This is a genomic window from Streptomyces sp. BK340, from assembly GCF_007827595.1.
Taxonomy (GTDB): Bacteria; Actinomycetota; Actinomycetes; order Streptomycetales; family Streptomycetaceae; genus Streptomyces.
In genome coordinates this window covers 62,276-81,340 of record NZ_VISR01000004.1, presented here as the reverse complement: position 1 = coordinate 81,340, position 19,065 = coordinate 62,276, and the positions used below count along the sequence as shown (strand labels likewise).

15 protein-coding genes, 1 tRNA gene and 1 pseudogene are annotated in these 19,065 nt (G+C 68.8%); 14 read left to right on the top strand and 3 right to left on the bottom strand.

The window, feature by feature from the left end; genetic code table 11:
• Positions 1-107 precede the first annotated feature (107 nt).
• On the bottom strand, positions 108-635 hold the full coding sequence (locus FB157_RS09800; protein WP_145878045.1) for a universal stress protein: 528 nt from the start codon (positions 633-635) through the stop codon (positions 108-110).
• Positions 636-950: 315 nt separating this feature from the next.
• Between FB157_RS09800 and FB157_RS09795 the strand changes: the two genes are divergently transcribed.
• The 4 genes from FB157_RS09795 to FB157_RS09780 all read left to right on the top strand — a co-directional run bounded on the left by FB157_RS09795 (position 951) and on the right by FB157_RS09780 (position 3,737).
• Positions 951-1,208 (top strand): hypothetical protein, encoded by a 258-nt coding sequence (locus FB157_RS09795; protein ID WP_186581432.1) that lies wholly within the window; start codon positions 951-953, stop codon positions 1,206-1,208.
• A 378-nt stretch (positions 1,209-1,586) separates the two neighbouring features.
• A complete protein-coding gene (locus tag FB157_RS09790) occupies positions 1,587-2,807 on the top strand; it encodes a helix-turn-helix domain-containing protein (RefSeq protein WP_145878043.1) in 1,221 nt (406 codons plus the stop codon).
• Between the two features lie 147 nt (positions 2,808-2,954).
• Positions 2,955-3,557 carry an oligoribonuclease gene (orn, locus tag FB157_RS09785; protein WP_145878042.1) on the top strand — a complete coding sequence of 201 codons (603 nt, stop codon included), beginning with the start codon at positions 2,955-2,957 and terminating at the stop codon, positions 3,555-3,557.
• Between the two features lie 107 nt (positions 3,558-3,664).
• Positions 3,665-3,737 (top strand) — tRNA-His (locus FB157_RS09780).
• Between the two features lie 104 nt (positions 3,738-3,841).
• Here FB157_RS09780 and FB157_RS09775 read toward each other — a convergent pair.
• Positions 3,842-4,897, bottom strand: coding sequence for a LacI family DNA-binding transcriptional regulator (locus FB157_RS09775; protein ID WP_145878041.1), 1,056 nt, complete (start codon positions 4,895-4,897; stop codon positions 3,842-3,844).
• Positions 4,898-5,208: 311 nt separating this feature from the next.
• On the opposite strand from FB157_RS09775, the gene FB157_RS09770 reads away from it, so the two are divergent.
• From FB157_RS09770 to FB157_RS09720, 9 genes and pseudogenes are all read left to right on the top strand, one after another.
• Positions 5,209-6,537, top strand: coding sequence for an ABC transporter substrate-binding protein (locus tag FB157_RS09770; RefSeq protein ID WP_145878040.1), 1,329 nt, complete (start codon positions 5,209-5,211; stop codon positions 6,535-6,537).
• Positions 6,534-7,559 (top strand): carbohydrate ABC transporter permease, encoded by a 1,026-nt coding sequence (locus FB157_RS09765; protein ID WP_145878037.1) that lies wholly within the window; start codon positions 6,534-6,536, stop codon positions 7,557-7,559. Before FB157_RS09770 ends, FB157_RS09765 begins: the two co-directional genes overlap by 4 nt.
• A complete protein-coding gene (locus FB157_RS09760) occupies positions 7,556-8,440 on the top strand; it encodes a carbohydrate ABC transporter permease (protein ID WP_145878036.1) in 885 nt (294 codons plus the stop codon). The genes FB157_RS09765 and FB157_RS09760 overlap by 4 nt, the downstream gene beginning before the upstream one ends.
• 120 nt (positions 8,441-8,560) lie before the next feature.
• A complete protein-coding gene (locus FB157_RS09755; RefSeq protein WP_145878034.1) occupies positions 8,561-9,988 on the top strand; it encodes a GH1 family beta-glucosidase in 1,428 nt (475 codons plus the stop codon).
• Between the two features lie 287 nt (positions 9,989-10,275).
• A pseudogene (locus tag FB157_RS09745) lies at positions 10,276-11,081 on the top strand (IS5 family transposase); the annotation flags it as partial.
• Positions 11,082-11,087: 6 nt separating this feature from the next.
• Complete coding sequence (locus FB157_RS49610) at positions 11,088-11,453, top strand: transposase family protein (RefSeq protein WP_145878030.1); 366 nt, start codon at positions 11,088-11,090, stop codon at positions 11,451-11,453.
• A 221-nt stretch (positions 11,454-11,674) separates the two neighbouring features.
• Positions 11,675-12,193 (top strand): hypothetical protein, encoded by a 519-nt coding sequence (locus FB157_RS09730; RefSeq protein ID WP_145878027.1) that lies wholly within the window; start codon positions 11,675-11,677, stop codon positions 12,191-12,193.
• 63 nt (positions 12,194-12,256) lie between these two features.
• A complete protein-coding gene (locus FB157_RS09725; protein WP_186581463.1) occupies positions 12,257-12,607 on the top strand; it encodes a hypothetical protein in 351 nt (116 codons plus the stop codon).
• Between the two features lie 615 nt (positions 12,608-13,222).
• Positions 13,223-13,972 carry a hypothetical protein gene (locus FB157_RS09720; RefSeq protein ID WP_145878023.1) on the top strand — a complete coding sequence of 250 codons (750 nt, stop codon included), beginning with the start codon at positions 13,223-13,225 and terminating at the stop codon, positions 13,970-13,972.
• A 345-nt stretch (positions 13,973-14,317) separates the two neighbouring features.
• Here FB157_RS09720 and FB157_RS09715 read toward each other — a convergent pair whose 3' ends face one another.
• Entirely contained in the window at positions 14,318-18,010 is a 3,693-nt protein-coding gene (locus FB157_RS09715) for a WD40 repeat domain-containing protein (protein WP_261386237.1), read from the bottom strand.
• A 480-nt stretch (positions 18,011-18,490) separates the two neighbouring features.
• Here FB157_RS09715 and FB157_RS09710 point away from each other — a divergent pair, with 480 nt between their 5' ends.
• Positions 18,491-18,970: a peptidoglycan-binding protein gene (locus FB157_RS09710; protein ID WP_261386236.1), complete on the top strand. Its 480-nt coding sequence runs from the start codon at positions 18,491-18,493 to the stop codon at positions 18,968-18,970.
• Positions 18,971-19,065: the final 95 nt, after the last annotated feature.

Below are 19,065 nucleotides of genomic sequence, written 5' to 3'. Positions count from 1 at the left end.
ATGTGCAGTTGCGCGGTGACCGGTATATGCCCTTCACAAGAGCACAAACACTTCTACGCGCGAGTAGTTTCGCTTTGCACCAAGGGAGTTGACAGAGTGTCGGAAGCTCAGGGAATGACGATGACGGGCCGCTGCGCGCGCTTGGCGAGCCGGCCGGCCACGGAGCCGAAGATGCGGCCCACGATGCCGTGCGTCGAGCCGACCACGATCGCGTCGGCCTCGTACTCCCGCCCCACCTCTTCGAGCTCGTGGCAGATGTCACCGCCGCGCTCGACCAGGATCCAGGGCACCTCGGCCAGATAGTCCGCGCAGGCCAGCTCCAGGCCGAGCACCTCGGTGCGGTGGTCCGGCACGTCGACGAAGACGGGCGGCTCGCAGCCGGCCCACACCGTGGTGGGCAGCCGGTTGGCCACATGGACGATGATCAGGCCCGCCCGGGAGCGGTGCGCCATGCCGATGGCGTAGGCGAGGGCGCGCTCGCTGGACGTCGAGCCGTCGAAGCCGACGACCACACCGTGCTTGAAGGCGGGGTCGCAGGATGGGCTTGACTCTTCCGCCGCGAGGGGATCGGCCGCCGTGGGATCGGCGACGGGCCGCTTGCGGTCCGCGGGTTCGAAGAATTCGTGACCGGCCATGGCTGTCTCGGCGTTGTGATCCTTTGTGGGTGGGGGGTGACATCGGGTGGCGGTGCTGTGTCCGGGATTCGTCTTCCCAACCCCATACCCCCAAGGGTACGGCGGCACGCCTCCTCTGCCCAGATCCCGCACACGCTCCGTAAGCAGCCCCCCGGTGTCCGTAGGGGTTCCCCGGAGCATGCACGAGCAGCGCCCGTAACGCAATGGTTGCTGCCCCGTACAGGCGGTTTGCACGGGATTACCGGAGCGACGACCGGTGACCGACCGATCGAACGGGCGTTGAACCCGGAGAGTCACCGCCACAGGGAGTACGAGATGTCCGGACCCCGCTCCACCTCCGACCCGCACCCCGCCCCGGACACCACGAGCGACGTGATCCGCTGGGCGGCCTTCAGCTGCGTTCTCGTACCCGTGGTCCTCCTCTGGTACGGCACCTCGCTCGCCGGCGCCGCCGGCACCGCCTTCGGCCTCGCCGCCGTCACGGCCGCCTGCCGCGTCCTGCTGCGGCAGTCCGAGCGTTGCGCCACGCAAAGAGGCGGACGTCACACCAAGCAGAAGACACCGGTCGACTGACCGGTTTTTGCGCCTCCGAACGCCTCTTTTCAGCCAACTTCTGGGTACCGCCCGGAGGGGGTCCCACCTACCCCCCAACCCCCGTTCCACCTGCACGGAAAGGGTCTGGGCGGACCCGCGCACCCTACGCGGTTTGGCCACTGCGACAAGGCGCACTTCCCTGCACGGCCCACGAGTGCAACCCTTCGTGATCGAATGCTTCACGCCAAGTTGTCATGTCGACAATGTCCGGCGTGTCTAACCGGCCACCGTGAGACCGCGGTAGCCAGTAGATTCGATCTTGACTGTCTTACGGCGGGGGACTCGTGCAGGACCGAGGGGAAACGTGCAGGAGCGACACAACCGAGGAGCCGCGACCACCGAGGGGGGCTTAGCAGGATGAGCCACGACTCCACTGCCGCACCGGAAGCCGTGGCCCGGAAACTCTCCGGGCGACGCCGCAAGGAGATCGTCGCGGTGCTGCTGTTCAGCGGCGGCCCCATCTTCGAGAGTTCCATTCCGCTGTCGGTGTTCGGGATCGACCGCCAGGACGCCGGCGTGCCGCGCTACCGACTGCTGGTGAGCGCCGGCGAGGAAGGCCCACTGCGGACCACAGGGGGCCTGGAACTCACCGCGCCGCATGGGCTGGAGGCGATCTCACGCGCAGGGACGGTCGTCGTACCGGCCTGGCGCTCGATCACCTCACCGCCACCGGAGGAAGCGCTCGACGCGCTGCGCCGTGCGCATGAGGAGGGCGCCCGTATCGTCGGGCTGTGCACCGGGGCGTTCGTCCTGGCCGCGGCCGGACTGCTGGACGGCCGCCCGGCGACCACACACTGGATGTACGCACCGACGCTGGCCAAGCGCTATCCGTCGGTGCACGTGGATCCGCGCGAACTGTTCGTCGACGACGGAGACGTACTGACCTCCGCCGGGACGGCCGCGGGGATCGACCTGTGTCTGCACATCGTGCGGACGGACCACGGCAACGAGGCGGCCGGCGCGCTGGCCCGCCGGCTGGTGGTCCCGCCGCGCCGCAGCGGCGGTCAGGAGCGCTACCTCGACAGGTCTTTACCCGAGGAGATCGGCGCCGACCCGCTCGCCGAGGTCGTCGCCTGGGCGCTGGAACACCTCCACGAGCAGTTCGACGTGGAGACACTGGCGGCACGCGCCTACATGAGCCGCCGTACGTTCGACCGCCGGTTCCGCTCGCTCACCGGCAGCGCACCGCTGCAGTGGCTGATCACCCAGCGGGTGCTGCAGGCGCAGCGGCTGCTGGAGACGTCGGACTACTCGGTGGACGAGGTGGCGGGACGCTGCGGCTTCCGCTCACCGGTCGCGCTGCGCGGGCACTTCCGCCGCCAGCTCGGCTCGTCCCCCGCCGCCTACCGGGCCGCCTACCGCGCCCGGCGGCCGCAGGGCGAGCGGTCCGGTGACCCGGAGCCGCAGCTGGCCCAGTCCGGCCCGGCGGGCGCACCCGTCGGCCTGCCCGGCCACGGCCCGATGGGCGCACCGCCCGCCGTGCTGCACCCGGAGCGGGAGAGCGCGGTGCCGATGCAGAGCCGCCGCCAGGCCGCGGGCGCGGTGAGCCTGCTGCCGGGGCCGCGCACCGGCCACTGAACGAGGCGCACAGAGAGAGGGGGGCGGGTACACACCCGCCCCCCTCTCTCTCTCCCGCCGTGTCCGGCCCCAGAGACGGCTGCCGCGGGCGAGTCCCGCTTCGACGCGGGGCATCCCAAAAGCGGACGTCAGCTTTAGGGTGGTCGCATGAACGATCGCATGGTGTGGATCGACTGCGAGATGACCGGCCTCTCGCTGTCCGACGACGCTCTCATCGAGGTGGCCGCCCTCGTCACCGACTCCGAGCTGAACGTACTCGGCGAGGGGGTGGACATCGTCATCCGTCCGCCGGACTCGGCGCTGGAGACGATGCCGGAGGTGGTGCGTCAGATGCACACCGCGTCCGGTCTCCTCGACGAGCTGGCCGGGGGCACGACCCTGGCCGACGCCGAGGAGCAGGTGCTGGCGTACGTACGGCAGTGGGTGAAGGAGCCCGGCAAGGCCCCGCTGTGCGGCAACTCCGTCGGCACCGACCGCGGCTTCCTGCTGCGGGACATGCCGACCCTGGAGGACTACCTCCACTACCGGATCGTGGACGTCTCCAGCATCAAGGAGCTCGCCCGCCGCTGGTACCCGCGGGCGTACTTCAACAGCCCGGAGAAGAACGGCAACCACCGCGCCCTCGCCGACATCCGCGAGTCGATCGCCGAGCTGCGCTACTACCGCGAGGCCGTCTTCGTCCCGCAGCCCGGACCGGACTCCGACACCGCCAGGACGATCGCCGCCAAGCACGTCCTGCCTGCGCAGTAGGACCACGCAGGAGGCCCCCGCGAAAACCTGTGCGCGAGCACCCCTTCGGACCCTGTAGACTTCTTCTCGGCCGGTCGGGGAAACCACCAAGTCAACGACCGGTCATGGTGGGTGTAGCTCAGCTGGTAGAGCACCTGGTTGTGGTCCAGGATGCCGCGGGTTCGAGTCCCGTCACTCACCCTGAGTAATCAGCCGGTGACTCCGTCGCAAGACGGAGTCACCGGCTGATTCGTTTTGCGCGTCCACCGCCCCCGGTCGGGGGCAGCCTCGCACTGTGACGCGTGTCACGACGATGCCCGCACCACCAGATCCGCCGGCAGCACCGCATGCCGCCGCTCCAGCCCCCGGGACACGGCCGGGCGGCGGTCGGCGATCTCCGTGAGCAGCATGTCGATCATCGCGCGGCCCATCTCCTCGATGGGCTGGCGCACGCTGGTCAGCGGCGGGTCCATGTGCCGGGCGATGGCCGAGTCGTCGTAACCGACCAGTGCCACGTCGTCCGGGATCCGGCGGCCCGCCTCCCGCAGCACCTGGCGGGCGCCCGCCGCCATCACGTCGGAGCCGGCGAAGACCGCGTCCAGGTCGGGGTACCGCTCCAGCAGCGTGGCCATCGCCCGCCTGCCGCCCTCCTCGGTGAAGTCCCCCGGCTCGACGAGGAGTTCGTCCACCTCCAGGCCGGCGTCCCGCAGGGCGTCGCGGTAGCCGTCGACGCGGCGCTGGGCGCCGTAGACGTCGAGGCGGCCGGTGATGTGGGCGATCGTGCGGCGACCCCGGGAGAGCAGGTGCTCCACGGCCGAGCGGCCGCCGCCGTAGTTGTCCGAGTCCACCGAGGTGAGCGTCTCCCCGGCCGAGCGCGGACCGCTGATCACCGCCGGGATCTCCAGCTGGGCGAGCAGGTCGGGCAGCGGGTCGTCGGCGTGCACCGAGACCAGCAGCACACCGTCCACCCGGTGGGCCGCCAGATACTGCGCGAGGCGCTGCCGCTCCCGGTCGCTGCCCGCGAAGATCAGCAGCAGCTGCATCTCCGTCTCGGACAGTTCGCTGCCGACACCGCGCAGCATGTCCGAGAAGTACGGCTCCGCGAAGAAACGGGTCTCCGGCTCGGGGACGACCAGCGCGATGGCGTCGGTGCGGTTGGCCGCGAGGGCGCGGGCCGCCGTGTTGGGGACGTAGCCGAGTTCGGCGACCGCCGCCTCGACCGCGGCCCGGGTCGCCTCGCTGACCCGCGGCGAGCCGTTGATCACCCGCGAGACCGTGCCCCGGCCGACCCCGGCCCGGGCGGCCACCTCCTCGAGCGTGGGCCGCCCTCCGCTCCGGCCCCGCGCTCCGTGGCTTGCCATGGGCTCCGCCTCCCTCGCACCAACATCCGGCTGGCTGGAATCTAACAGTCCTGGCCAGAGCGGCGAGCGGTGAGCGGACCTACGGGGAAAGCCAGTTAACGCTCAGATAACTGAACACATCACTCCGCGTCCGGTCCCTTGACACCCCGCCCCGAACCTACGACTCTTCAACACATCACTGATGGGAGCGCTCCCACAGTACCTGACACATACACGTCCCGCACGTTCCCCGCCCGAGCCGCAGCGAGTAAGAACGGGCCCAACCATGCAGTTGGCCGGGGGGTCGGCACGTCAGGCAACAGGAGGACGCAATGCGCACGAGCATCCGCCGGTCCCGCAGGCTGGGGGCCTTCGTGGCCGTCGCCGCGCTGACCACAGGGCTGTTGGCCGGCTGCGCCAACGACTCGGACGACGGCTCGTCCAACGCGGACGGCGGCAACGGCAGTGGCAAGGGCAAGATCACGCTGACCATCGGGACCTTCGGCGTCTTCGGCTACAAGCAGGCCGGCCTCTACGACGAGTACATGAAGCTCCACCCGGACATCAACATCAAGGAGAACGTCACCACCCGTACCGACGTGTACTGGCCAAAGGTGCTCACCCGCCTCCAGGCCGGTTCCGGCACCGACGACATCCAGGCCATCGAGGTCGGCAACATCACCGAGGCCGTCCAGACGCAGGGGAGCAAGTTCGTCGACCTCGGCAAGGACGTCGACAAGTCGCAGTGGCTGGACTGGAAGAACGCCCAGGCCACCACCAAGGACGGCAAGCTGATCGGGCTCGGGACCGACATCGGTCCGATGGCCATCTGCTACCGCAAGGACCTGTTCCAGAAGGCCGGGCTGCCGACCGACCGGACCAAGCTCGCCGAGATGTGGAAGGGCGACTGGTCCAAGTACGTCGACGTCGGCAAGCAGTACATGAAGAAGGCGCCCAAGGGCACCAAGTTCGTGGACTCGGCCTCCTCCGTCTACAACGCGGCCGTGGGCGGCGCGAGCGAGCGGTACTACGACAAGGACGGCAACGTCGTCTGGGACAAGTCCGAGGGCGTGAAGAAGGCCTGGGACGTCGCCATGACCGCGGCGACCAGCAACATGTCGGCGAAGCTGAAGCAGTTCGACCCCACGTGGGACCAGGGCTACGCCAACGGCACCTTCGCGTCCGTCGCCTGCCCGGCCTGGATGATCGGCTACATCGAGCAGAAGTCCGGTGACTCCGGCAAGGGCAAGTGGGACGTGGCGGCGGCGCCGGCGGCGTCCAACTGGGGCGGCTCCTTCCTCGGTGTGCCGACGGCGACCAAGCACCAGAAGGAGGCCGTCGAGCTGGCCAAGTGGCTGACCGCGCCCGCACAGCAGGAGAAGGTCTTCGCCAAGCAGGCGAGCTTCCCGTCCACCCCGTCGGCGTACGCGAACCTGAAGCCGGCCGCCGACACCACCGCGTACTTCTCCGGGGCCCCGCTCACCCAGATCTTCTCCGACTCGGCGAAGACCATCCCGGCGCAGCCCCTCGGCCCCAAGGACAAGCCGATCGACAACGCGATCAGTGACGTCGGCATCCTCCAGGTCGAGCAGAAGGGCAAGTCCCCCTCGCAGGGCTGGGACGCCGCGTCCAAGGAGATCAAGGACGTGCTCGGCCAGTGACCAGCTCCAAGCAGGCTCTCGCGCACACCGCGTCGAGCGCCGAGGCCGCGTCCGGCAGCTCGCCGGGCGCGGCCCGGGGCGCTCACGGTCGCGGTACGCCGGCGGGCACCGACTCCTGGCGCAGCCGGCTGTACCGCTGGGACATGAAGGCGTCGCCGTACGCGTTCGTCGCCCCGTTCTTCGTCCTGTTCGGGGCCTTCACGCTGGTCCCGCTGCTCTACACGGCCTGGTACTCGCTGCACAACGTGCAGCTTTCGGCGCTGGACCACCAGACCTGGGCGGGCCTGGACAACTACCAGAACCTGCTCTCCTCGGACTTCTTCTGGAACGCCCTGGAGAACACGTTCACCATCGGTCTGATCTCCACGGTCCCGCAGCTGCTGGCCGCGCTCGGCCTCGCCCATCTGCTGAACTACAAGCTGCGCGGCTCGACCGTGTGGCGGGTCGTGATGCTGACCCCGTACGCCACCTCGGTGGCCGCCGCGACCCTGGTGTTCACGCTGCTGTACTCGTGGGACGGCGGCATGGTCAACTGGGTCCTGCACTTCTTCGGGGTGGATCCGGTCAACTGGCGCGAGTCGGACTGGGGTTCGCAGTTCGCGGTGTCCTCGATCGTGATCTGGCGGTGGACCGGGTACAACGCGCTGATCTACCTGGCCGCGATGCAGGCGATCCCGACGGATCTGTACGAGTCGGCGGCGATCGACGGCGCCAACCGCTGGCAGCAGTTCCGGCACGTGACGATCCCGCAGCTGCGGCCCACGATCCTCTTCACGATCGTCGTCTCGACCATCGGCGCCACCCAGCTCTTCGGTGAGCCGCTGCTGTTCGGCGGGGTCAGCGGGTCCAAGGGCGGCTCCGAGCACCAGTACCAGACGCTCGGTCTGTACATGTACGACCAGGGCTGGATCATCGGCAACCTCGGCAAGGCGTCCGCGATCGCCTGGTCGATGTTCCTGATCCTGCTGATCGTCGCCGCGGTCAACCTGCTGCTCACCCGACGGCTGAGGAAGTCCCAATGACCACCAGTGAACTGACTCTGCCCGCGACGAAGGCGAAGCGGCGCCGGGTGACGGGCGCGGGCAAGCAGCTGCACGCGGGCCCGATGACGTACGTCGTCCTGGCCGTCTTCGCGCTGGTCTCGCTGGCCCCGCTGGTGTGGACGGCGATCGCGGCCTCGCGCACCGACCGGCGTCTCGCCCAGACCCCGCCGCCGCTGTGGTTCGGCGGCAACCTGTTCAAGAACATGCAGGCCGCATGGGACCAGGCCGGGCTCGGTACCGCGATGTTCAACTCGGTGATCGTGGCGGGCGCGATCACGGTGAGCACCGTGCTGTTCGCGACGCTGGCCGGCTTCGCCTTCGCCAAGCTGCGGTTCCGCTTCTCCGGTCTGCTGTTGCTGCTGACCGTCGGCACGATGATGATCCCGCCGCAGCTGGCCGTCGTACCGCTGTACCTGTGGATGGCGGACTTCGGCTGGTCGAACCAGCTGCAGACGGTGATCCTGCCGAGCCTGGTGACCGCGTTCGGCACGTTCTTCATGCGGCAGTACCTGCTGCAGGCGCTGCCGTCGGAGCTGATCGAGGCGGCCCGGGTGGACGGGGCGAGCAGCATCCGGATCGTGTGGCACGTGGTGTTCCCGGCGGCCCGGCCCGCGATGGCGGTGCTCGGCCTGCTGACCTTCGTGTTCGCGTGGAACGACTTCCTGTGGCCGATCATCGCCCTGAACCAGCAGAACCCGACCGTGCAGGTGGCCCTGAACTCGCTCGGCACCGGCTACGTCCCGGACCAGGCGGTGATCATGGCGGGTGCGCTGCTCGGCACGCTGCCGCTGCTGATCGCCTTCCTGCTGTTCGGCAAGCAGATCGTGGGCGGGATCATGCAGGGCGCGATCAAGGGCTGACCGCTCCTCGCGGGGCCGGGCCACCGCCGCCCCGGCCCCTTCCGCCCTCGCCCCTCCTCTCTCCGCCCTCTCCCCCCACTCGTCTCGTCGGTCTTCCACGACCCCAATGGGAGCGCTTCCATGCCTGAACCCGTTACGTCCGTGACCTTCCCTCCCGCCTTTCTCTGGGGCGCCGCGACCTCCGCCTACCAGATCGAGGGGGCGGTGCGCGAGGGCGGCCGCACCCCCTCGATCTGGGACACCTTCAGCCATACGCCGGGCCGGACGGCCGGCGGCGAGACCGGTGACATCGCCGTCGACCACTACCACCGCTACCGCGAGGACGTGGCGCTCATGGCGGAGCTGGGCCTGAACGCCTACCGCTTCTCCGTCTCCTGGTCCCGGGTGCAGCCGACCGGGCGCGGCCCGGCGGTCCAGGTGGGCCTGGACTTCTACCGCCGGCTGGTGGACGAGCTGCTGGAAGCCGGGATCAAGCCGGCGCTCACCCTCTACCACTGGGACCTGCCGCAGGAGCTGGAGGACGCGGGCGGCTGGCCGGAGCGGGACACCGCGCACCGGTTCGCCGAGTACGCACAGCTGGTCGGCGAGGCACTGGGCGACCGGGTGGAGCACTGGATCACCCTCAACGAGCCCTGGTGCAGCGCCTTCCTGGGCTACGGCTCCGGTGTCCACGCCCCGGGCCGCACCGACCCGGCCGCCGCCCTGCGCGCGGCCCACCACCTCAACCTGGCCCACGGCCTGGGCGCGGCGGCCCTGCGCTCGGCGATGCCGGCCCGCAACCAGATCGCCATCAGCCTCAACTCCTCGGTGGTACGGCCCCTTTCGCAGGACCCGGCCGATCTGGCGGCGGCCCGCCGCATCGACGACCTGGCCAACGGGATCTTCCACGGCCCGATGCTGCACGGGGCCTACCCGGAGACCCTGTTGTCCTCGACGGCTTCGGTCACCGACTGGTCGTACGTCCTCGACGGCGACGTCAGTGCGATCAACGTGCCGCTGGACGCGCTGGGCCTGAACTACTACACACCGACCCTGGTCTCGGCGGCCCCGGACAAGGCCGGGGGCCTGCGGGCGGACGGCCACGGCGCCAGCGACCACTCCCCCTGGCCGGCCGCGGACGACGTGCTGTTCCACCAGACCCCGGGCGAGCGCACCGAGATGGGCTGGACGATCGACCCGACGGGCCTGCACGAGCTGATCATGCGGTACACGCGGGAGGCACCGGGCCTGCCGCTGTACGTGACGGAGAACGGCGCGGCCTACGACGACAAGCCCGACCCGGACGGCCGGGTGCACGACCCCGAGCGCATCGCCTACCTGCGCGGCCACCTCTCGGCGGTCCGCCGCGCCCTCACCGACGGCGCGGACGTGCGCGGCTACTACCTGTGGTCCCTGCTGGACAACTTCGAGTGGGCGTACGGCTACGAGAAGCGGTTCGGGGCGGTGTACGTCGACTACGCGACGCTGGAGCGGACGCCGAAGTCGAGTGCGCGCTGGTACGGCGAGGCCGCCCGGACGGGGGCGCTGCCGACGGCGCAGGCCCACTAGGCCCTGTCGTCAAATTCCCGTCTGCCCCACGACGCCTGGCACGCACTCTCGCCGCACCGGGCGAAAGCCCAAGTACGTCCAGTACGAGGACTTCCGCCCGGCACACCGAGAGCACGCACCAGACGCCGCGAGGCCGCCCTTCGGGCGACGACGGGAATTTGACGACAGGACCTAGCGGCAGCGGCACCCGGGCCTTCAATGAACCCTGTGGCTGTTCGCAGCAGCCCTCGGCACAGTGGGCCACAACACATGGACCGTCACCTCATCTAGGTACTTGCACCGGGTAACGGACCGGTGTTCAGTGGTGGGACCTGCCCGATCGGTTCGGGCCATGGAAGACCGTCTATGAACGCCACCGGCTGTGGTCCGCGGACGGCACGTGGGAGCGTTTGCTTCAGAAGGCCCAGGCCGCGGCTGACTCGAAAGGTGCGATCGACTGGGATATCTCAGTCGACTCCACCATCGTCCGCGCTCACCAACATGCGGCTGGTGCCCGAACCGGCCCTCCGCCGGCACCCGCTTCAAAGGGGGCCGAGCAGCCAGAACACCAGGGCGAAACGCCGTGGCAGAGCCGGGTCGTCCGCCTGGTGGAGGTGGTGCTGGAGGTGGGGGCCTGGGCCGCTCGCGCGGCGGATCTACCAGCAAGCTCCACCCGAGTGCGGACGGCCGCTGCAGACCTCTGTCCCTGGTCATCACCGGCGGGCAGCGGGCGGACTGCACCCAGTTCATTGCCCTGCTGGAGAAGACCCGAGTGCCGCGGATCGGCCCAGGCCGACCACGCAGGAACCCCGACAGCCTGGCGGCCGACAAGGCATACAGCAACGGCCCAGTCCGCGAGTACCTGCGGCGCCGGGGCATCCGGCACACCATCCGGGAGAAGACTGACAGCCAGGCCGCCCGCCTGCGCAAAGGATCGCGCGGCGGACGGCCGCCCGGCTTCGACGAAGACCGCTACAAGAGACGCAACACCATCGAACGGGCGATCAACCGCCTCAAGCAGGCCCGAGCCGTCGCCACCCGCTACGACAAGCGCGGCTACGTCCTTCTCGGCACCTCCACGGCAGCAGCCCTCGTCATCTGGCTCCGCACCTGAGCCGGAGTGGATCTTCAGAATCCAGCGTCGGCGGGACGCTGGTGCCCACATGGCGCAGGGCCCGGGATCGATGTGCGGGTGGAGGGGGTGAGCGACTCCTCCGGCGTCCTGGTGGTCGGGGCGGTGTCGACGGCTCGTCCAGGCCGGTGCCCGAAGTGCCGCAAGCAGGCCCGTCGCGTGCACAGTACGTATCAACGCTCCCTGAATGAGAGGCCGTTGGGCTCACGCTCGGTCATCATCCGGCTGCGGGTGCGCCGGTACTTCTGCGCTACGACAGCTACTAGTCGAGGATGCCGAGGGCCGTGTCCGGCCGGCACCGGCCGCTCTTGGCCGCTGCCCAGTACTCACCGGTGTGCACGGCGTCGACGTTAGTGCGGTTGAGCTCGTGCTACCTGATGTACCTGCAGGAGACAAGCTCCCCCGAGGAGTTCCACCTCCTTGTCGCGTTCCAGGGCTTCGGGACCGGCGCCCGTGTCTCCCGGCACTGTCTGCGCCGGCGGCGGCAACCGCCGTTGGCGACCGTGCGATACCGAGGGGTAGTCTCGCGCTCGCATTGATCACCATCCGACACTCAACAACGGGGATCTCCAGGCATGTCGACGCCTCCTCCGCAGTACCAGAATCAGCCGCCGTACGGGCAGCCGCAGCAGCCCTACGTATACCCGCAGCAGCCACAGGCGCCGGTCGGATACCCGCAGCAGCCACAGCCACAGGCCCCGTACGGACACCCCCAGCAACCGCAGCCTGCCCGTGGACCGCAGCGACCGCAGCCGGGCGGTCTGGGGCGGATGCTGAAGTCCGCCGTCATCGTCATCGCGGTGTTCGGCGCCCTCGGCTACTGGGTCTGGGACTACAACACCGACCCCAACGGCGGCAAGGCGAAGAAGGAGGCCGAGGCGGCATCGCACAACCCCACCATCGGCGACTGCGTCAAGGTCGAGGACCCTCAGGGCAGTCCGGTTCCGACGGTTGTCGACTGCGACTCTCCCGAGGCCGAATACAAGATGGGCGACCTGTTGGTCGCGGGCCAGCAGTGCGGGTCCGAGTACGACTACGGCATCAAGGTCACCCGCCGGGGCAGCAGCTCCACGATGTGCTTCACCAAGCTCTGACCGTCTGATCCCGTTCGCGGCCGCCGTTCGCAGGAGCGGGCGGCGGCCGCCTTGTTGCCAGTCGTGATCGAATGGGCCGACGACACGCTGCGGCACGAGCACGACCCGAAGCGGTCCCCGGCCATTGCCGCCCTCGAGGCCGTTCTGTACGAGGGGTGCCAGGCCCGCATCCACGTCATCTATGACGGACCCGCCACCATCGGCGGTCGCCTCATCCCCGGCGCCCGCGTCGACCGGCGACGGGCCGGCTTCAAGCGCCACCTGATCACCGACGGGCACGGCACCCCGCTCGCGGTCGAGGCGCACATCCGGCGAGCGCTTCGACCGGTGGCGGCTGGATGGACCGCGGCGACCGTCGGTGCGGCTTCGGCAGGGCTGTTTACCGTCGTCGTAGCGTCGTCGAGCATTGTCTGAGCTACCTCAAGCAGCGGCGGTCATGGCCATCAGCGCGACAAGCAGGATGGCGATCGTTTGAAGGTTCGCGTGTGATCCGTGAATCCCGCCAGCGGATACCTGCGCTGCCAGGGGGAGGGCTACCTCGGGGCCCTCCCCTGTCGTGATCGACATCACCTGCCCGTGTGGGGGCCGTTCAGCATTCCTCCTGTTCACGGCTTCTTCATGACGTCTACAGTCTTGCTTCACTGATCAACTCTCGGTCGAGTCGACTGGATACTGGGCTATGGCCAGTCGGTTCGGCTCGTTGGTCTGCCTTTGTTGCTTTTGGGTCGCCGGTTCCCCATTCACGTGATCCGGGGGAGCGGCGTGCGGGAGGGGGCTTGATGGCGTCTGGGCGTGCGCGCAGGCTTTCCGTCGGTGTGACCGAGTACAAGATCACGGTGGAGGCCGCCGCCCGGTTCGGTTCTATGGCGCCTGGCGGCGCGACAGGCGGCAGCCGCTTCCGCCGGCGGGCAACGCTTTGGGTAAGTTGGGGGGCATCGCGCCACTAGTCAGCTGTATCAGGCACTGGTGGCGGTATCCCCTTGTCGGATCGTTTAAGGGGAAATAAAGGTGACTAATCGTACTCTTCTGGTGGCAGCGGCCCTGTGCGTGACGGCAGCGGTGACGCTCACCGCGTGCGGAGACGACAAGAAGGCCAATGCCGAAGTGGCAGGACACTCTGCTTCTGCAGCGCCGTCGCCTGCGAAGCTGTTCGAGGGGTTGAGCGCCGCCCAGATTGCCGGGAAGTCACGGCTGGCCATGACGAAGCTGAAGTCGTTCAGGGTCAAGGGCGGCAGAACCAGCCACGGCGTGGAGATGACCGTCGACTTCACTGTCGCCGGGAAAGGCAGCTGTCAGGGGACCTTCACTGTCGCAGGCGCGCACACTGAACTCCGTGTGGTCGGCGGTCACAGGTACATGAAGGGCGACAAGAAGTTCTGGCAGCAGTCAGGGAGAAGGAAGGGCTCGTCACCCCAGGAGACGAACGCCCTCGCCGAGATGTTCAAGGGACGATGGTTCGCGGTGCCGGAACAGGCCGCGAAGGAGGGCGATGACTTCTACGCCTGCGACTTCAACGCATTCGAGAAGGACAGCCCCCTCCACAGAGGCGCGGAAACCGAGGTCGATGGCATACCTGCTGTGACGCTCACGGGGAAGGAAGGCTCCGGGGGGACACGAACCATCCTCGTATCCGCCAAGGCAGAGCCCTACCCGCTCAGGGTGACCGTCGAGGGCGGCACTGCGCCCGGCTCGCTCGAGTACTCGGCGTTCAACGAGCCTGTGACCGTCACGCCCCCGCCGGCCGACGAGGTCCTGGACTTCGACAAACTGAAGAAGTGACACCCGGCTTGCGCCCGCCCCCTGTCCAGTCGGACAGGGGACGGCCGCAGTCATGGATGAAGGGCAGCCGGGCCCGCAGCGGTCGCGGCTGATTCGTAAGAGGCCAGCAACTGAGCGGGGCACCTACCAGTCCGGCATACGCTGCGCTGCTGCGTGGAGTTGGCATGGAGACGTTGGCCGAAGCCCTCCTCCCGCACGGCCCTCCGTCACCTGCTTGCATGGCTGGCACGAAAGCGACGGTTGCTCCGGCTGGCGTTTGCATCGGTTTGCTCGCCATGAGCCACCACACCGATGCCCTCGCCCGGCACTTGAGGGAGACCGTCGGCCAGTTGCTGTCCCTCAGCGTCACCGAGGGCAAGTACGCCTGTACGGCACATCGGGCAGGTACGTGTGCCAATCCCTTGCGGACAGTCCAGACCTGACGCGCTGGCACACCTGTCGGGCAAGGCGGTCGGGGTCGAGGGAGTAGGTCTGCGCGGGCACGTGAGCACCTGCGGCGTAGAGAGTGGAGTCATCGGAGCTGAAGGCGAGGCTGCCCACGAGGTCTCCTGGGGTGGGCAGGGCGGATCCGAGCAGTCGGCGGGACGCCACGTCCCACAACTGCACGGTGCCGCCCTCGCCGCCGACGACAAGCGTGCTGCCGTCGTGGGAGAAGGCGAGGGCCGTCACCTCCCCGCTCTCGGCCGCCTCGCTGTCGGCGGTGGTGCCGGTCAGCACGCCGAGGCGGTGGCGCGCTGCACCGTCCCAGAGGGTGACGCGCCCCAGGTCGTCGCCCACCGCCAGGTAGGTGCGGTGCGGTCCGAACGCTGCTGCGGTGATCAGGCCCTCACCAAGCTCACGGGGTTCCATCCTTCGTGAGGCAACGTCCACGACCAGGCCGGGCTGGGTCACCAGCATGCGGCCATCAGGGCGTAGGGCCATGTCCATTCCACCCTCGGTGGTAGGGCCTGTGAGCGTGTGCTGATCGCTGCGGACCGAGGTGATGAGCTCTTTGTGGTGCAGGTCCCATACCTCCACGGACGGTGGTGTGGTGTCCCGGTAGGCCAGCAGGGTGCGGGCATGGGCGTCCAAGGCGAGCCCGGTGAGCCCGAAGATGTCCGCCGACTTGGGGCGGAGCGTGATGGTCGCGTACGGGCGGTGGGTGGCGATGTCCCACACGGTGAGGTGTGGTCGACTCGGCGTTCCTGACTGGTCTGCTTCCCGGACGACACCACTGGCGACGTACCGGCCGTCGGGGCTGAGTGCCATGAGGTCGGCGCATTCGGGTGTGTCCGGTCGGCCCCCCTCGGGGCAGTGCTCTGTGGTCGGTTCGAAGACGACCCGGCCGGTGCGGGTGTCGAGTATTTGGAGCTTCTCCGTGCCATCGGCGGAACGCAGGCGGGCCAGGGTCCGGCCGTCTTGGGACAGCGTGGCTTTGTCGGGCTGCTTGGTGTCCCACTGGCTGGTCGTGGTGCGCCCCAGGCTCAGTGTCCGGACGATCGTGCCGCCCTGGTTGAGGTAGCGCACGGCTCCTGCCGCGCTGTCAAAGGCAAGGCCGACCTGGGTGTCGGTGGTCAGTTTTTGGCTCAGCACGGGAGCATCTGGGTATGCCATACGCCAGACGAGCAGTTGGCGGGCGCCGACGGCAACAAGGAACGAGCCGTGTGAGTCGAACTGCATCTTGGTCATCCCGTCGGCTTCCAGGGAGGGCAGGCTGTGTCCCGTGGAGATGTCCCACCGACGGATCTTGTTCTGAGCGAGGACTGTGAGGGTCATGTTGTCCGGAGCGATGGTGAGTGCCGTCGCCGAGCACGCGTGATGGCCGCTTGACTCCCATGGTGCCTGCAGCGCCTTCCGGCCGGCCGAGATGTCCCAGACCTGCAGCGGGCGGGCGTCCGTGCACAGGGCGAGCCACTGGTTGTCGCTGCTGATGGATGCCAACTGCAGGGACTCACCCTCATGTTCGGGTATTCGCAACTGAACCCGGTGGTGGCGCAGGTTCCACACCTGGAGGGAGGGGTCTGATCCGTCCGGGCCGTCGTCTTCCACGACGAGCATCCCACCGTCGGGGCTGAACGACGCCGTGTGGGGTGTGTCCAGGTTGAGCGTCGCCGTCACACGTGCAGTGCGCACGTCCCACAGTTTGACTGTGCCCTCGAGCGTCACCAGGGCGAGCGTGAGACCGTTCGGAGCGACGACGACCGAGGTGTCGCCGTCCAGCAGCTTGCCGAGCCCCGGAAAGGAGTGCGAGAGGCGATGGGTGTGCAGGTCCCAGGTGTTGACCCGGTCCGCTGTAACGGATACGAGTGACCGTCCCTCCGCAGTCATGGCGCGTAATACGGTCGGGATGCCGCCGTTGTAGTCGAACTTCGTGCCGGGCACGGAGAAGACGTCTTCCTCGCGCTGTGTCACGGCCCCGAGAAGGGCAGACCGGGTCTCGGTCGAATCATTCAGACGCCAAGCGGCCAGGCTGAGCTGCATCGCTGTGACCGGGTCGGAGAAGCGCATGCTCGTGGCGACCGCGGCAAGGCGGCGGGACTCGGCCTCCAGGTGGCGGCGGCCGCTGGTGCGAGTTTGCTGCCAGGCGACGACTCCCGCGATGAGGGCGCACGTGACCAGTACGGCCAAGCCGGCGACGAAGCCACGTCGCCGGCGGTGTTCTCCAGTGCGAGCGGCACGGCCGGCGGTCAGGAACGTCTGTTCCAGCCCGGTGAGCGTGGCGAATGGTTCAGGCGCGGCGAAGTGCTCTTCGGCGACGGCCAGGCGTGTACCCCGGTAAAGGGCTCCTGGGTCACGCTTGAGATCGTCCCAGGTGCGTGCGGCCTCGGTCAGGCTGCGGTGGATGCGCAGGCGTTCCCGGTCGGTGTCGATCCAGGCGCGCAGGCGGGGCCAGGCGGTGATCAACGCTTCGTGGGCCAGGTCGACGGCGTCGTGCTCCAGGGTGAGCAGGCGGGCGCGGGCGAGGTGTTCGAGGACGGTGACCGTGTCGGCAGGTTTGCTGAAGTCGAATTCCTTACGTGGAGCGGGCCTTCTGGTGTCCGGGGTTCCCTCACCCGGGGTGATGAGGCGCAGCAGAATACGGCGGGCGAGGTCAGCCTGCGACGGGGTCAGATGAGCGTGAACGTCTTCGGCGGTGCGGGCGATGGCACCGTGGAGACCGCCACTCGCCTCGTATGCCCGGGTGGTCAGCGCGCGGCCTTTGCGGCGGCGCCAGGTCTCGAGCAGGGCGTGGGACATCAGCGGCAGGGCGCCAGGTTCGCCCTGCACCTCGTCGAGGATGCGCGCGGTCAGTCCGCGTTCCACGATCACCCCTGCTGCCTGGGCGGGCTTGGTGATGGCCTCGCGCAACTCGTCACGGTTCATCGGGCCGACCAGCACGGTCGCGTCCTGTAACGCTGTGGTCAGGGCGGGGTGCTCGGCGCAGCGGCCGAGGAAATCGGCCCGCACGGCGATGACGACGCGCAGACGACTCGCGGCATCGGCCGCGGCCATGAGTCGGTCGATGAACTGATTGCGTTCGGCAGGGTCGGTGCAGAGGGTGTAGAGCTCTTCGAACTGGTCGACGATCAGCCACGTGTCACCGTCGGCGTCCTTGGGTATCAGCCGTTGCTCGTGGATGCGCAGAGGGTGCTCGCCGGGGGTGAGGATGCGTACGGCGGCCGGCTGTGGACCGGTCGTCTCCGGGCTGCGCAAGCGCGGGATGAGGCCGGCGCGCAGCAGAGAGGACTTGCCACTGCCCGACGGACCGAACACAGCAGTGAACCGGCGGGAGCGGGTCAGCTCGAGCAGGCGGTTGGTGAGCTGGTCGCGGCCGAAGAACAAGTCGGCGTCGCCGGGCTCGAATCGGACGAGCCCCCGGTACGGGGGCTCGTCGTCCTCGTTCTGGGGACGAGGCTCGGCCGCTAACTCGGCGGCCGTCTCACGCCACCGCTCCTCCCACTCCGTCTCATCGCCACCACAGGCACGCGCATAGGCAAGCGCGACCGGCAACGTCGACAGCCGCTCACCCGCGGCGGCCTGCGACAGGGTGCTCGCCCCCTGACCCGAGCGCTGCGCCATCACTCGGTAGGTCGGACTCCCTGCCTCCGCTCGGAGTTTGCGCAACTCGGCGGCAAACCGCGCAACCGGCCCCGCGCTCGGGTCCAGTGGGCCTTCCGGACGCCCCGCCATCGATAGCACCCCCAACTGCCCGCCCGTCCCCCGTGGACGCGGCGCGATCGCCGGCACGCTACGACGCCTGTGACAGGAGGGCAAACGAGAGGCGCCTTCTTTGGTCACCGTCGCAGAGCCGGGGACGTGACCTGCAATGGCGCCATTGATCAGGGCGGCAGAGGCGGCTGCCCATTCAATTCCCGGCCCGCTGAACTCGATGACGTAAAGCCTCGCAGCGAGCAGCGCGGCGACCGTAGGCCCGGTTCGACGCCGAGTCGGCCGGCCCGGCACCGCGCCCGCTCGAGGCAATCGGAACTACGACAAAGGAGCAGCACTGTGACTTCACGTGCGACGCGGGCCAAGTTGATCGGATGCTCGATCGGAGCGTTGACCGCCGCAACCTTGGCGCTGAGCGCCTCCCCGGCCTCCGCAAGCGGTACCTACAGCGGTCAAGCCTACGTCTACGGTGCCGGTGCCTTCTCGAACGACTGGGACGACGAAGGCATCCTGTCGACGGGCACCAACACGGCCTCCAACGCCACCTGCCTGTGGCAGAAGATCCTGTGGGCGGACGGCAACCTCACCTCCGCCTCGGACATCGACGGCGTCTTCGGCTCCCAGACCAAGGCCGCCACCAAGGCGTGGCAGAGCGACTGGGAGGCCAACCCCGACGGGGTGGTCGGAAAGGAGACCTTCGGGAAGGCGGGCGACTGGCTGCGGGACACAGACGGCGACGGAGCCGTCGACACGTACATCGGCACCGCCCATTCGATCAGCGTCAGCCGAGACGACCAAGGCCGGTATCACTTCTACGACGGTGACGGCAACGGACGGATCGCCGGCTACGACTACCGGACCTGCAGCTGAACCCTGCACGCACCCCTCGTGCGGCCTCGCGGCCGCACGAGGGGTGACAGGCAGGCAAGTGCCGGTCTGAGCCTCGGCTCGCCGATGCAAGGGGC